At 73.4% G+C, this 13244-nt stretch carries 10 protein-coding genes, 2 tRNA genes and 2 pseudogenes; 10 read left to right on the top strand and 4 right to left on the bottom strand.

The annotated features are described in order from the left end of the window. Positions 1–17 precede the first annotated feature (17 nt). The 3 genes from ACIRQY_RS13725 to ACIRQY_RS13715 all read left to right on the top strand — a co-directional run bounded on the left by ACIRQY_RS13725 (position 18) and on the right by ACIRQY_RS13715 (position 4044). Entirely contained in the window at positions 18–1397 is a 1380-nt protein-coding gene (locus tag ACIRQY_RS13725) for a glycoside hydrolase domain-containing protein (RefSeq protein WP_403924939.1), read from the top strand. Between the two features lie 324 nt (positions 1398–1721). Continuing rightward, positions 1722–2267, top strand: coding sequence for a SigE family RNA polymerase sigma factor (locus ACIRQY_RS13720; protein WP_403924937.1), 546 nt, complete (start codon positions 1722–1724; stop codon positions 2265–2267). Between the two features lie 124 nt (positions 2268–2391). Further along, the gene (locus tag ACIRQY_RS13715) at positions 2392–4044 is read left to right on the top strand and encodes a long-chain fatty acid--CoA ligase (protein ID WP_403924934.1); all 1653 of its coding nucleotides are present in this window, start codon (positions 2392–2394) and stop codon (positions 4042–4044) included. Positions 4045–4271: 227 nt separating this feature from the next. On the opposite strand, the gene ACIRQY_RS13710 is transcribed toward ACIRQY_RS13715, so the two are convergent. Together ACIRQY_RS13710 and ACIRQY_RS13705 are read right to left on the bottom strand one after the other, a co-directional pair. Further along, a complete protein-coding gene (locus ACIRQY_RS13710) occupies positions 4272–8243 on the bottom strand; it encodes a PAS domain-containing protein (RefSeq protein ID WP_403924931.1) in 3972 nt (1323 codons plus the stop codon). 202 nt (positions 8244–8445) lie between these two features. Beyond that, positions 8446–8874 (bottom strand): SSI family serine proteinase inhibitor, encoded by a 429-nt coding sequence (locus ACIRQY_RS13705; RefSeq protein WP_403924928.1) that lies wholly within the window; start codon positions 8872–8874, stop codon positions 8446–8448. Positions 8875–9163: 289 nt separating this feature from the next. On the opposite strand from ACIRQY_RS13705, the gene ACIRQY_RS13700 reads away from it, so the two are divergent. Both ACIRQY_RS13700 and ACIRQY_RS13695 read left to right on the top strand, forming a co-directional pair. Continuing rightward, positions 9164–9254: transfer RNA gene (locus tag ACIRQY_RS13700), tRNA-Ser, on the top strand. A 243-nt stretch (positions 9255–9497) separates the two neighbouring features. Further along, positions 9498–9570, top strand: a tRNA-Arg gene (locus ACIRQY_RS13695). 96 nt (positions 9571–9666) lie between these two features. Here the strand turns inward: ACIRQY_RS13695 and ACIRQY_RS13690 are convergent. Further along, positions 9667–9993 (bottom strand): annotated as a pseudogene (locus ACIRQY_RS13690) (tyrosine-type recombinase/integrase); the annotation flags it as partial. Here ACIRQY_RS13690 and ACIRQY_RS13685 point away from each other — a divergent pair. The 3 genes and pseudogenes from ACIRQY_RS13685 to ACIRQY_RS13675 all read left to right on the top strand — a co-directional run. Next, a pseudogene (locus ACIRQY_RS13685) lies at positions 9986–10111 on the top strand (GntR family transcriptional regulator); the annotation flags it as partial. The pseudogenes ACIRQY_RS13690 and ACIRQY_RS13685 overlap by 8 nt on opposite strands. A 67-nt stretch (positions 10112–10178) precedes the next feature. After that, positions 10179–10643: a DUF6086 family protein gene (locus tag ACIRQY_RS13680; protein ID WP_403924925.1), complete on the top strand. Its 465-nt coding sequence runs from the start codon at positions 10179–10181 to the stop codon at positions 10641–10643. Between the two features lie 172 nt (positions 10644–10815). Then, positions 10816–11046 (top strand): hypothetical protein, encoded by a 231-nt coding sequence (locus ACIRQY_RS13675; RefSeq protein WP_403924922.1) that lies wholly within the window; start codon positions 10816–10818, stop codon positions 11044–11046. 104 nt (positions 11047–11150) lie between these two features. Here ACIRQY_RS13675 and ACIRQY_RS13670 read toward each other — a convergent pair whose 3' ends face one another. Further along, positions 11151–12131 carry a LuxR C-terminal-related transcriptional regulator gene (locus ACIRQY_RS13670; protein ID WP_403924919.1) on the bottom strand — a complete coding sequence of 327 codons (981 nt, stop codon included), beginning with the start codon at positions 12129–12131 and terminating at the stop codon, positions 11151–11153. Positions 12132–12632: 501 nt separating this feature from the next. On the opposite strand from ACIRQY_RS13670, the gene ACIRQY_RS13665 reads away from it, so the two are divergent. Both ACIRQY_RS13665 and ACIRQY_RS13660 read left to right on the top strand, forming a co-directional pair. Further along, positions 12633–12833, top strand: coding sequence for a hypothetical protein (locus tag ACIRQY_RS13665; protein WP_351783081.1), 201 nt, complete (start codon positions 12633–12635; stop codon positions 12831–12833). Next, positions 12830–13108, top strand: a complete 279-nt coding sequence (locus ACIRQY_RS13660; RefSeq protein WP_351783079.1) for a hypothetical protein — start codon at positions 12830–12832, stop codon at positions 13106–13108. The genes ACIRQY_RS13665 and ACIRQY_RS13660 overlap by 4 nt, the downstream gene beginning before the upstream one ends. Positions 13109–13244 lie beyond the last annotated feature (136 nt).

Below are 13244 nucleotides of genomic sequence, written 5' to 3'. Positions count from 1 at the left end.
GTCCTTTTACTCGCGCCATGGACGACGAGCCGCCCCGTACCGAGAACGCCGACCCGACCCGCGCCCCGGGCCCCGATGGTCCCTCCGGGGCCCCGGGCGCCGCCCCGCCCCGCTCGCGGGACGCCGCCCCGCCCCGCACCTCGCACTTCGACGAGATCCGTTCGGGGAGTGCCGGTCCGGCCCGCGCCGGGAGTGCCGAAGCCCGCCCTACGGGGAACCCCGACCCGGCCCGCGTCTCGGACCCCGACCCGGCCCCCGTCCCGGACCCCGCGCGGACCGGCGTCCCGGGCCCCGGAGCGCCACCGCCCGACCGCACCCGGCCCCCGACACCCCCGGCGCCCACGCGCCCGCCCCCCGGCCGTCCGGCGTCCTCCCGCGTGCGGGCCCTCGCCGCCGCGCTCGTGGCCGCCCTGGCGGGGGCGGCGCTGCTCTCCGGACCCGTCCCGGCCTCGGCCGTACGGGAAGAGGCGGGCGCCGGTCCGGCCCGGCCCCCGGTCGTCCCCCCGGTGTACGACGCCCGAGCCGCACCCGCTTCCCCGGCGCACGGCGTACCCGCCTCCCCCGCGCGGGGCGCGGCCGTCGCCGAGTACTACACCGGGCGCGCCTTCGACACCTGCGAGGCGCCGTCCCTCGCCACGATGAGGGCCTGGCAGGACTCCCCCTACGGGGCCGTCGGCATCTACTTCGGGGGCCGGGGCCGGGGCTGTCCCGGCCAGCGGGAGCTGAACCGGACGTGGGTCGACGAGGTCCACACCATGGGCTGGCGGCTGCTGCCGATCTTCGTGGGCTCCCAGGCGCCGTGCGTGATCTCCACCGCCAAGCGGCCCTTCGCCCTCGGCTCCGACCCCTGGGGCCAGGGCACCCGGGAGGCGGGTGACGCGGTGCGGGCCGCGCGGGCCCTGGGCCTGGGCGAGGGCAGCCCGCTGTACCTCGACATCGAGGCGTACCGCTCCGGCGACGCCGCCTGCGCCGCGACCACCCTCTCCTTCGTACGGGCCTGGAACCGGGAGGTGCGGCGGCTCGGCCACCTGGCCGGGTTCTACAGCAGCGCCGACTCGGGCGTACGGGACATCGAGGCGCAGCGGCGGGCGGGCACGGCCGATCTGCCGGACGTGATCTGGTTCGCGCGCTGGCGGGGCGGGCCCGCGCTGTACACGGAGAGCGTCCTCGACCCGCACGCGTGGCCGCACGCGCGGATCCACCAGTACGAGGGCGAGGTGGCGGAGACGTACGGCGGGCACCGGCTCGTCATCGACCGGGACTCGGTGGACGCGCCGGTCGCCCGGATCGACCCGGCCGCGCGCCTGACGTTCCGGGAACGCCCGGCCGGTCCCGGCCGGGACCGTGAGCACGCGGGGTCCGCACCCGGCCGGGACCGTGGAGCAGGGGCAGGGTAAGACCGGTCCCGGCCGTCCCCGTGAGGGGGCTGCCACCGGTCGTCCCGGTGAGAGAGCTGTCACCGGTCGTCCCCGCGAGGGAGCCGGCCCGGCCCGGGGCGGGAATGGCCTGGCCCAGGGCGGGAACGGACCGGGCCGGGGCGGGAACGGGCCGGTCCGGGCTCCCCCGGGCCCCCGTCCCGCCGGGTTCCGACCCTGACGCGGCCCCGACGGCTCTCCACCCAGAGGAGGTGGAGCCCTCCCCACCCCTACAACCTGAGGCGGACGACGGGTCGGGACCTGGGGCCGATCCGCCGGAGGCCCCTCCCCTCCTAGCGTGGAGCCATGACTCCGCCACCTCCTGGCCCCGTCTGCGCCGGTGCCTCGCAGTACGCGTCGTACCCGACCTTCTCCTCGTACGTCAGGGCGCGCGGGCCCGTGCTGCTGCGCACCGCGCGCTCCCTGACGGCGAACCCGTGCGACGCCGAGGACCTGCTCCAGACGGCGCTCACCAAGACCTTCGTGGCCTGGGAGCGCATCGAGGACCACCGCGCCCTGGACGGCTACGTACGCCGGGCGCTCCTGAACACGCGCACCTCGCAGTGGCGCAAGCGCAAGGTCGACGAGTTCGCCTGCGAGGAGCTGCCCGAGCCCACCGGGCTGCCCGAACCGGACCCGGCCGAGCGGCAGGCACTGCACGACGCGATGTGGCGCGCGGTCCTGAAGCTCCCGGAGCGCCAGCGGCAGATGGTCGTCCTGAGGTACTACGAGGACCTGAGCGAGGCGCAGACGGCCGAGGTGCTCGGGGTGTCGGTCGGGACGGTGAAGAGCGCGGTGTCGCGGGCGCTGGGCAAGCTCCGTGAGGACCCCGAGCTGGCTCCCGTACGGTAGCGCTCCCACTGCTGCCAGTGATCACTGGCAATTTCCGTACTCCCAGGTAGTGACATACCGCGCGGTACGTGCGCAGAATCTGCACACCCCTACTGCCACGTAGCGCCCACCGGGAGGACGCCCCGTGTACAGCACCATGCAGGACGTACCGCTGACCGTGAGCCGCATCCTCAAGCACGGGATGACGATCCACGGGAAGTCCACCATCACCACCTGGACGGGCGAGCCCGAACCGCAGCGCCGCACGTTCGCGGAGGCCGGAGCGCGCGCCCATCAGCTGGCCAACGCCCTGCGGGACGAACTCGGCGTCACCGGCGACCAGCGGGTCGCCACCCTGATGTGGAACAACGCGGAGCACGTCGAGGCGTACTTCGCGATCCCCTCCATGGGCGCGGTCCTGCACACCCTGAACCTGCGTCTGCCCCCCGAGCAGCTGGTGTGGATCGTCAACCACGCCGCCGACCGGGTCGTCCTCGTCAACGGCTCCCTGCTGCCCCTCCTGGCCCCGCTGCTGCCGCACCTGCCGACGGTCCGGCACGTCGTCGTCGCCGGACCCGGCGACCGGTCGGTCCTGGACGGCGTCGTGCCGCGCGTCCACGACTACGAGGAGCTGATCGCGGGCCGCGCCACCACGTACGACTGGCCCGAGCTGGACGAGCGGACCGCCGCCGCCATGTGCTACACCTCCGGCACCACCGGCGACCCCAAGGGCGTCGTCTACTCCCACCGGTCGATCTACCTGCACTCCATGCAGGTCAACATGGCCGAGTCGATGGGCCTGACCGACCGGGACACCACCCTCGTGGTCGTGCCCCAGTTCCATGTGAACGCCTGGGGCCTGCCGCACGCCACCTTCATGACCGGCATCAACATGCTCATGCCGGACCGGTTCCTCCAGCCCGCCCCGCTCGCCGACATGATCGAGCGGGAGCGCCCGACCCACGCGGCGGCCGTTCCCACCATCTGGCAGGGCCTGCTCGCCGAGGTCACCGCCCGCCCCCGCGACCTGTCCTCGATGGCCCAGGTCACCATCGGCGGCGCGGCCTGTCCGCCGTCCCTGATGGAGGCGTACGACCGGCTCGGCGTCCGGCTCTGCCACGCCTGGGGCATGACGGAGACCTCCCCGCTGGGCACGATGGCGCACCCGCCCGCCGGGCTCACCCCCGAGGAGGAGTGGCCCTACCGGGTCACCCAGGGCCGCTTCCCCACCGGTGTCGAGGCCCGGCTCGTCGGGCCCGGCGGCGACCACCTGCCCTGGGACGGCGAGTCGGCCGGTGAGTTGGAGGTGCGCGGGGCCTGGATCGCGGGCGCGTACTACAACGGCGTCGACGGCGAACCGCTCCGCCCCGAGGACAAGTTCAGCGCGGACGGCTGGCTCAAGACCGGTGACGTCGGCGTGATCGGTCCGGACGGCTTCCTCACCCTCACCGACCGCGCCAAGGACGTCATCAAGTCCGGCGGCGAATGGATATCCAGCGTCGAACTGGAGAACGCCCTGATGGCCCACCCGGCGGTGGCCGAGGCGGCCGTCGTCGCCGTCCCGGACGAGAAGTGGGGCGAGCGCCCGCTCGCGACCGTCGTCCTCAAGGAGGGCGCGAGCGCCGACTACGAGACGCTGCGGGCCTTCCTCGGCGCCGAGGGCGGCATCGCGAAGTGGCAGCTCCCGGAGCGCTGGGCGACCGTCCCTGCGGTACCGAAGACGAGCGTCGGAAAATTCGACAAGAAGGTCATCCGCAAGCAGTACGCGGACGGGGAACTGGACGTGACGGAGCTGTAGGCCGGGCGGCTGGGCCGGGAGCCGGGCCGGGACTCGGGCCGGGACTCGGGCCGAGGCCTGGGCCTGTGCCCGGGACCTGGCTGACGCCGGGACCCGGACCCGGCGGCGGGACCGGCCGTGGGCGGACGGACGCGGGGAGGACTTCGTGGTGACGAAGCCCTCCCCGCGTCCGCGTCCACGCCGACATCCGCGTCCACGCCGACATCCGCGTCCGCGTGGGGGGAAAGTCAGTTGGTGCCTATCTTCGCCAGCAGATCCACGATCCGGGCCTGAACCTCGGTGCTGTTCGAGCGCTCCGCGAGGAACAGCACCGTCTCGCCCGAGGACAGCCCCGGCAGCTCCTGCGCGGCGAGGTCGGCCGAGGTGTAGACGACCAGCGGGGTGCGGTTGAGCTGCCCGTTCGCCCGCAGCCAGTCGATGATCCCGGCCCGTCGGCGGCGCACCTGCATCAGGTCCATCACCACCAGGTTCGGCCGGGTCCGGGCGGCCAGGGTGACCGCGTCGGTGTCCGAGGCGGCCCGTGCCACCTGCATCCCGCGCCGCTCAAGGGTGGCAGCGAGCGCCTCCGCGATGTCCTCGTTCTCCTCGATCAGCAGCACCCTGGACGGGTGCTGTTCGCTGTCGCGGGGCGCGAGCGCCTTGAGGAGCACGGCGGGATCGGCGCCGTACGCCGCCTCCCGGGTCGCCTGCCCCAGCCCGGCCGCGAGCAGCACCGGCACCTCAGCGGCGACGGCCGCCTGACGCAGCGACTGCAGCGCGGTACGGGTGATGGGGCCGGTCAGCGGGTCCACGAAGAGCGCGGCGGGGAAGGCGGCGATCTGCGCGTCGACCTCCTCGCGGGAGTGCACGATCACCGGCCGGTAGCCCCGGTCGCTCAGCGCCTGCTGGGTGGAGACGTCGGGCGCGGGCCAGACGAGCAGCCGCCGGGGGTTGTCCAGCGGCTCCGGCGGAAGTTCGTCGTCGACCGGGTGCGGCGCGGGCCGGTTGGCGACCTCGACGGCGCCACCGGGCCCGTCCAGCGGCTCGGGACCCTCGGCGGAACCCTCGGCGGGCGCCCCTATGGCGTAGGAACGCCCCTCGGAGACCGGCGCGGCGAGCGCCGAGGACCCCGGCCGGGCCCCGCCGACGGCCGGGAGGGCCGCCGCCGGGACCGGCGGGTCGACCTCCGGCGGAGTGGCGAGCCTGCGCCGCCGCCCCGAACCGTTGGAGGCGGGCGCCGGGGAGCCGACAGCCGCCGGAACGGCCCCGGACGGCGGAGCGGACGGGGGAGACGGGGGCGCCACGGGCCCGGCCGGGGCCCCGGGCGCCGATGGCGGCACGGGCCCGGTCGGGCGGGCGGCGGGCACGCCCTGCCCGAGCGCGCGGACGCTGAACGCCCTTCCCTGCGTGGACTCCTGCGGCATCGGCAGCTCGGGAGGCAGCGGTACGGAACCGGTGCCCGTCGCGGACCCGGCACCGTTCCCCGGCTCCTGGCCCGCCCCGGGCTGCGGATACGGCTCCGAACGCGGATACGGCTCCGGCAGCGGCGGCGCCACGGCCCGGCGGTGACCGCCCGGTCCGGCCTCCTGGGCCCGGTCCGGCAGCGGCCCCTGCGGCTGGACGTGCGGATGGGGCTGCGGAGGCGTGTGGTCCGCGCCGGGGACCCCTCGTACGGCCTCGTGCCGCTCCTCGTCGGAGAGCGGCGGCGGACCGGCGAACGCGTCCCCGGTCCCCGGGGCGGGCACGGGACGGCCCGGCCCGGCGATCCGCTCGGCGTCGGCCGGACGGCCGGTGTCGGCGGGACTGCCGGTGCCGGAGGGAGGGCCGGTGTCGGCGGGCGGGAGCGCGAACGGCGTCCGGGGCCCGGAGTCGGCCGCCGCCGCCCGCTCCTGCGCGGCGGCGAGGGCACGGCGACGGCGCCCGCTCGGCTGCGCCTCGGACGGGGCGGGCGCGGAGGCCACGGCGGGCAGTGCGAGGGCGGAAGCGGGAGCGTGGCCGGGCGCGGCCGGAGGTTCCAGGGCGAGGCCCGACGGCCCCGGGGCCATGCCCTGGGGCTCGACCGGGACGCCCTGCGGCGGCACGGCGGCACCGAGCGCGGCCCGGCCCTGCGCGCCCTCGGCGGCGGTCACCACGGCGCCCTCGGCGGGCCGCCCGCGCCGCCGCCCGGTGGGCTCGGCGCCCGGACCGGGGGGAGCGGTGTTCTGCTGGGCCGGGATCAGCTCGGCGGCGTCACCCGTACGGCCCCGGCGACGGCCACTGGGCCCGGCGGCGCCCTCGGGCACGACCGGGCTCTCCAGGAAGGCGTCGGTGGAGCCGCGCCGGGCGCGCCGCCGCCCCCCACCGGGCGCCTCGGCCTCGGACGCCTCAGATGCCTCAGACGGATCGACGGCGAGCGCGACGGCACCGGGCGCCGGGCCCGTACCCGACATGGCAGCCGTCCCCGGGCCCGTACCCGTACCCGACAGCGCGTCAGAGGTGGTCGCCCCGGGGGAGATTCCCGGCCCGCCGGGGGCGGAGTTCCGGGCGGTGTCCCGAGGGACCGGCGGGGAAGCCTGCGCGGGCAGGGCGAGGGCCTCGCGCCGCCCCGGCTGCGGGCCCGCCCCAGGCGGTCCCGACGGCCCCGACGGCCCCGACGGCCCCGAAGGTCCCGGTGGCGGGGTGACCGTGCCCCGGCCCGAGCCGAGCGGTACCTCCACGACGTACGCGCCGCCGCTCGTCCCCGGCACCTCGTGGCTCTGCACGACACCGCCGTGCAGGGCCACGATCCCCCGCACGACCGGACCGTGGACCGGATCGCCGCCCGCGTACGGACCGCGGACCTCGACGCGGACCACGTCACCGCGCTGCGCCGCCGCGACGACGATGGTGGAGTCGGCGGGGGCGGAACCCCCCGAGGCGGCCCGGCTCCGGCCGGTCGCGTCGACCCCGGCGACATCCGCGACGAGGTGCGCGAGCGCCGTCGCGAGCCGGACGGCGTCGACCTCGGCCTCGATCGGCGGCGCGTGCACGGCGAACTGGGCCCGGCCGGGCCCGATCAGCTCCACGGCCCTGTCGATGCCCGCCGTGACGACCCCGTCGAGGAGCACGACGTGCTTGTCCAGCTTCTCGGCGCCCGCGTCGAGCCGCTGGTAGCCGAGGACGTTGTCGACCAGCGAGGTCATCCGCGCGTATCCGGCGGCCAGATGGTGCAGGACCTGGTTGGCCTCGGGCCAGAGCTGCCCGGCGTCGTCGGCGGCGAGGGTCCCGAGCTGGCTGCGCAGCTCCTCCAGGGGCCCGCGCAGCGAATGCGCGAGGACGGCCGTCAGCTGCTCGTGCCGGGCTTCGAGGGACGCGTACCGCTCCTGCCGCGCCTCCCGCTCGGCGGCGGCGCGCTCGGCCCGGTCGGCGAGTTCGGCGGTGTGCTCCTCGACGAGCTGCTCGTACGGCCTGCGGTCGGTGAAGGTCATGACGGCGCCGACGAGCTGGTCGCCGTCCCGCACCGGGGCGGTCGTCAGGTCGACCGGCACCCGGTCGCCCTTCTTCGCCCACAGGACCTGCCCCCGCACCCGGTGCTTGCGCCCCGACTTGAGAGTGTCCGCGAGCGGCGACTCCTCGTACGGGAAGGGGTCGCCGTCCGACCGCTTGGCCAGGATCAGCGGGTGCAGCTCCTGGCCGCCCAGCTCGCCCGCGCGGTAGCCGAGGATCTGCGCGGCGGCGGGGTTGACCAGCACGACCCGGCCGTCGGTGTCGGTGCCGACGACCCCCTCGGAGGCTGCGCGCAGGATCATCTCGGTCTGCCGCTGCGAACGGGCCAGTTCGGCCTCGGTGTCGAGGGTGCCGGTGAGGTCGCGGACGACCAGCATGAGCAGTTCGTCGCCGGTGTAGCCGCCGTACGAGTCGTAGGCCTCCCGGCCGTCCTCCAGGCTGGCGCTGGTCACCTCGGCGGGGAACTCGCTGCCGTCGGTGCGCCGGGCGACCATCCGGGCGGGCCTGGTACGGCCCCGCTCGTCGGCGGCCTCGGGCAGTCGCATCGAACCGGGGATGAGCCGCGAGTCGAAGGCGGGCAGCAGATCGAGGAGCCCGCGCCCGACGAGCGCGGTGCCCGGCGTCTCGAACATGCCGAGGGCGATGGTGTTGGCGTTGACGACCGTGCCGTTGCAGTTGACGAGCACCAGGCCGTCGGGGAGGGCGTCGAGTATGGCTGCGAGGCGAGCAGCGCCTCGGGATGGCCTGCTGCTCACGACGACGCTTCCTCCCTGACGCACTGCTACGTGCTTGCCGATCGACCGGCCGGCCCCATCTTGCCCCTCGGGCCGCGGCCTGTCACTGAGGGGAGTCTAAGGGAGCCCGGGGGCGGGCCTTCTGACACGGCCCCCGATCCCCGCCCATCCACCCGCCCATCCACCCGCTCGTCCCTCCGCCCGTCCCCGGCTCGTCCCCCGCTCATCCCCGCACGAGCGGAAGGACCGGCTCCAGGTTCTCCCAGCGGTCGATCTCGCAGCCGTTGGCACGGGAGAACCTGGCGTCGACGTCGCGGCCCTGCCAGGTTCCGGTGATGTGCGCGAGGGCGGGACCGCCGTACACCTGGGTGCACATCTGGTCCGCGGGCACCGCCCTGAACGGATCCGCGCCCTCTTCGGCGAGGCGTCCGAGGCGCGCACAGGCGTCCTCGCGGGCCGGGTGGTTCCCGCTTGCCCGCTCGTCGCACGCCAGGTCGAAGGTGCCGTCGGCGCTCGGATTCCCGCTCTGGGAGACGGTCACGGTCAGCGAGTCCGGCGCGGAGAACAGCGACAGCGGCGGCAGCGGACCGAGCACGGAGGTCCCGGCGGCGGCGGTGGCGAGAGTGGCGAGGGTGGCGAAGCTGCGCAGCATGGGGTCTCCAGTGACGAAGGGTGCGGCGTGGACGACGACGGCGGGGCACACGCGTGCCCACCCCGTCTAACGCTCCGGAAGCCGGGGCGTTGCGCAACCGGGGATGCGCCGCGGCTGCGCCGGGCGGGCGCCGGGGATGCGCCGGGCGGGCGCCACGACGGGCGCCACGAGGGGCCCGCGGGGCTTTGCCCTCGACCCCGGAGGACTAGTACGGTGAGAATCGATTGGTGGCGCACGGTTCGCCTGTGTCATCATCTGCACGCAACGCACGCGTCAGCGCGCGATGCATGGAGGCGTCGCCTAGTCCGGTCTATGGCGCCGCACTGCTAATGCGGTTTGGGTCTTAAAGCCCATCGAGGGTTCAAATCCCTCCGCCTCCGCCCCACCCGAAGCCCCGGCCCCACCAGGCCGGGGCTTCGCTCGTTCCCAGCCGTTTCCCGTCCGGTTCCGGCCTCTCGGGCCCCCGCGCCACGCCGTCTCACCCCTCGGCGAAGCTCGACGTTTGCCCAGCTCACAAGGGGTGGACCCAATGGATTTCACATGACGGCGGCAGTCATGTAATGTTCTTCCTGTCGCCGCGAACGGGCCGAAAGGCCGGAGAGCGAAGACAGAAAACAGAACAAGCACTCGTAGCTTAACGGATAGAGCATCTGACTACGGATCAGAAGGTTGCAGGTTCGAATCCTGCCGAGTGCACACAGGTAAGAGGCCCGGACGAGAGTCCGGGCCTCTTGCGTTTCCGGGCCGTACGGCAGCGGAGTACAGCAACCACGCCGATCGCTGTCGGCTTCGTCAGCCGGTGGCGGTCCCGCCCATGGCATCGGACAGCTTGTCGATCGCGGCACGCACCTGTTCCTCGCTCGCTTCCGCGTAGACCTCCATCGTCATGGCGATCTGCGAGTGCCGCAGGATCCGCTGTGCCACCTTCGGGTGGACCTTGAGCGCGACCAGGAGCGAGCTGCACGTGTGCCGGGTGTTCCGGAGCGGGATCACACGGAGCCCGGCGCGACGGGCCCGCAAGGCGAACATCCGGGTGAGGTTCCCCGGCTCGATGGGAGTCCCGTACTTCGTGGTGAAGACGAGTCCGCGGCTGTCCTGCCACAGCTCCCCGGCCGCCTTCGTCACGCACATCCGGCGCACGTACTACAGCGAAGAAGGACGGCCCGTCGAGACGGCGGATATCGTCGTACCCGCAGCGCTGTGCGAGATCGTCTATGAGGTCCCGGTGGGCCGGTAGTTGCCGCAGTTGCGGTGGGTTCCCCCCGGCCACCTTGAGGCTGATACGAAGATGGGGAGAAGGCAGGTTGGGTTACCCGTATGAGCTGAACGGGGAGACGCTGTGGGACGCGGGTTCCCACAGCGGGCAGCTCTATCTGTCTCTTGCGCAAGGCGCAGCGGAGTATCTGGAGCTGCCGACCGGCTTGTTGCGCAACGACCGGTTGGGCGGCTGCGACGTCGATCTCCCGACGTTCCGAGAGTTCGTGGAGGGCCTGTACGAGTCTTACGCCTCGACCCACAACCCGGTGTTGCACGGACTCTCGCGCGGCTTGCTGGTCACATCGCTCGTACTCCTGGACATGGCAGAAGCTCCGCTCCCTCTGAAGGCCGAGCACGATGAAGCCTTCAGAGGCGAGAAGGCCACCTTCGCGCGTTCCATGGGGTCAGCAGACTGGAAGCGGTACAGCAACGCCGTACCGCAACCCCAGCAGCCGGGCCCGTCCTGCACCGACTCTGTGGGGCCCCATAGCGGCCGGTATGACTGCCGCTGACCGATCCGGCTAGAGCTACGGATCAGAAGGTTGCAGGTTCGAATCCTGCCGGGTGCACATAGATCAGAGGCCCCCTGGACATCGTCCAGGGGGCCTCTGCCGTCAATGGGTGATATCAACGTTCTCGTCGGCTGAGGACTGCCTGGTCGACGCTTCCCGGGGGAGACCGTGCATGGGTGACTGGATACCGCTCTTGTTGCCGCTGGCGTTCAGCGTCGGTGCGCTCCTCATCGCGTTCGACTACCGCAACCTTGGGCTGAGGGCCTACGACCTGGTGGCACGGCGAGCGCCCGGTGACGGGTTGGATCCGAGGTTCACCCCGGATGCGCTGAGGCTCATCGCAGGTTTTCTGGGGGCGGTCTTCCTGGTTGTCGTCGGCGTTCAGTCGGTCGACCTGTTCTAGCCTTCCGGCGGATGCTCCTCTCCCAGGGCGTCGTCCCTTCGATCGGCTGCGGCCCTCAGTGGCCCGTCCGGCGGTTTTCTCGGGGCTTCGTGGGCGGCCCGGTCTCACGGGCCCGTCGATGCCTCCGGGGGTGTGTGGGCGGGGTCCCGGGAGCGGAGGGCCAGGAGGTAGCCCGCCTGGAAGCGGCTCTCGGCGCCCAGTTCCTCCATCAGCTGGGCGATGTGGCGGCGGCAGGTGCGCAGGGACATGCCCAGTCTGCGGGCGATCTGTTCGTCCTTCGCGCCGGTGACCAGACGGGCCGCGATCGTGTCCCGCAGCTGGATCGACGTCGTCGTCGAGTACGAGGTCGAGAACGGCTCCGCCAGGTTCCAGGCGTGGGTGAAGACCGAGCAGAGGAACGCGACCGCCGACGGCTCGCGCAGGACGACGGCCGCGTCCGGGTCGTCCCAGACCGGCAGGAACGCCAGCGCCCGGTCGAACACGACCATCTTGCCGAAGAGTTCGCCCAGCGTCCGCACCTCCGCGCCCGCCTCGATCACCGCCGCCACGTACTCCTGCGTCCCGGGGCTGTAGCGGGCCGTGTGCTGGTAGAGCGTGCGCAGCCGCACGCCCCTGCGCAGCATCTCCAGATCCCTGGGCAGCGCCCGCTCCAGGTGTCCCACCGGGCGTCCGCCGCCGGGCTGGACGGTGAGCACCTCCTTCGTGCAGCGGGCCGCCGCGTCGGCGATCAGGAGCATCACCCGGTCCCGTGACGACACCGTCTCGACCGCCGCCGAGTCCCCGCCGCCCCGCCGGGCGTCCTCGTACAGCGGAGCGAGGGAGTCGAGCCGCGCCCGCGCGCGTTCCAGGGCCTCCAGCCGACGGCGCAGCCTGCTCTCCTCCGGGCCGACGAGTTCGGCGGCGGCCGCGTACGGGCTGATGGCGTGCCAGGGGCCCTCCGGCTCCTCCTCCGCGTGGGTGAGGAGGCGGTGGCGGGCCAGTACCGCCGCCGCCTCCCCCGTCCGCTGCGGCGACAGGCCGAGGGCGCCCGCCAGGGCGGTCAGCGGCGCGGGGCCGTGACGCAGCAGGTGGGAGTAGAGCCCCACTGTCGTGGTGTCGAAGCCGTCCGTGAGGGTGAAGTCCTCGGGCGGCGATTTCGGAGGGGGAGGGGGAGAGGGGGAGGGGGACAAGGGAGGGGGTTCGGATGGGGACGGTGGTGGGGGCGGAGGTGTGGCCGTGCCCATGTCCGTGCCCGGGGCTGGGGTCGCGCCTGCGCCCGCGTCCGGGGCCGTCTTCGCGTCCGTGCCCGGGTACGTGGTCGTGCTCCTCGTCCCGTTCTTCTCTCCTGGGTCCGGCCGCTCCGTGTCCTTTTGCTGTCGGCCCGGCCGTCGCTCGGGTGGATTCGGGGATTCCGGGGTCGGGGGCCCGCTGTCCGGGCCGTCCAGGGCATCGGTTTCCATCGGTTTGGTCATGTTTACCCCCCTCTCTTTGGTGCCAGGCACGTTGATGACGCCTCGACGCACTGGTCCCGCCATTACTTCCGGGCGATTCTTGAATCACCGAAGAGGGAAACCCCGGGAAACCGGAACCAGACCAGGGAGAACACCATGAAGCTCATGCGATTCATGTGCGCCGCCGCTCTGACGGTGAGCATGGTCGGCGCCGGTGCCGGCGCCGTGTCCTCCGCTCTGGGTTCCGCCGGGGAATCCGGTCGGATCTCCGCCCAGGCCGTCGAGAAATGCAAGAACAATCCCGACGACACCGAGTGGAGCAGCCCCGCCACCACCTGCCCGAAAGTCCTCACGTGACCAATGGAACAACCGGGGTCCACCGCTCGCGCCGGATCTCACGCCCCCCGTACGCCCCGGGCGGGAGCCGCCTCGTCGCCTCGTGCGGCAGCGGTACGGCAGCCACGGGAAGGTCCCTGCGGCTGGCGGCGCTCCTGGGGATCGGGGCCGGATTCGCCCTGGCCCTCGCGGTCGGACGGCTGACGGACCGCAGGACTTCCGAGGCCCCCCGGCCCGGCCGTCCCCGTAGCTCGTCCCCCGACGACGTACTCGATCACCTCACCACCTCCTGGTGACGTGGCATCCCGGTTTCCCGGACGGCACCATGGTTCCGCGAATTGTCCGAAGCTCGATATTCGCTTCCCATCATCGGGGTCTGTCGCATCGAGCGGCATGACCGAAAGGGCACTCCTCGCTGCCCGAAAGAACATC

Source organism: Streptomyces sp. NPDC101490 (assembly GCF_044767145.1).
Lineage (GTDB): Bacteria > Actinomycetota > Actinomycetes > Streptomycetales > Streptomycetaceae > Streptomyces.
This window is presented reverse-complemented; position numbering and strand designations above follow the sequence as displayed.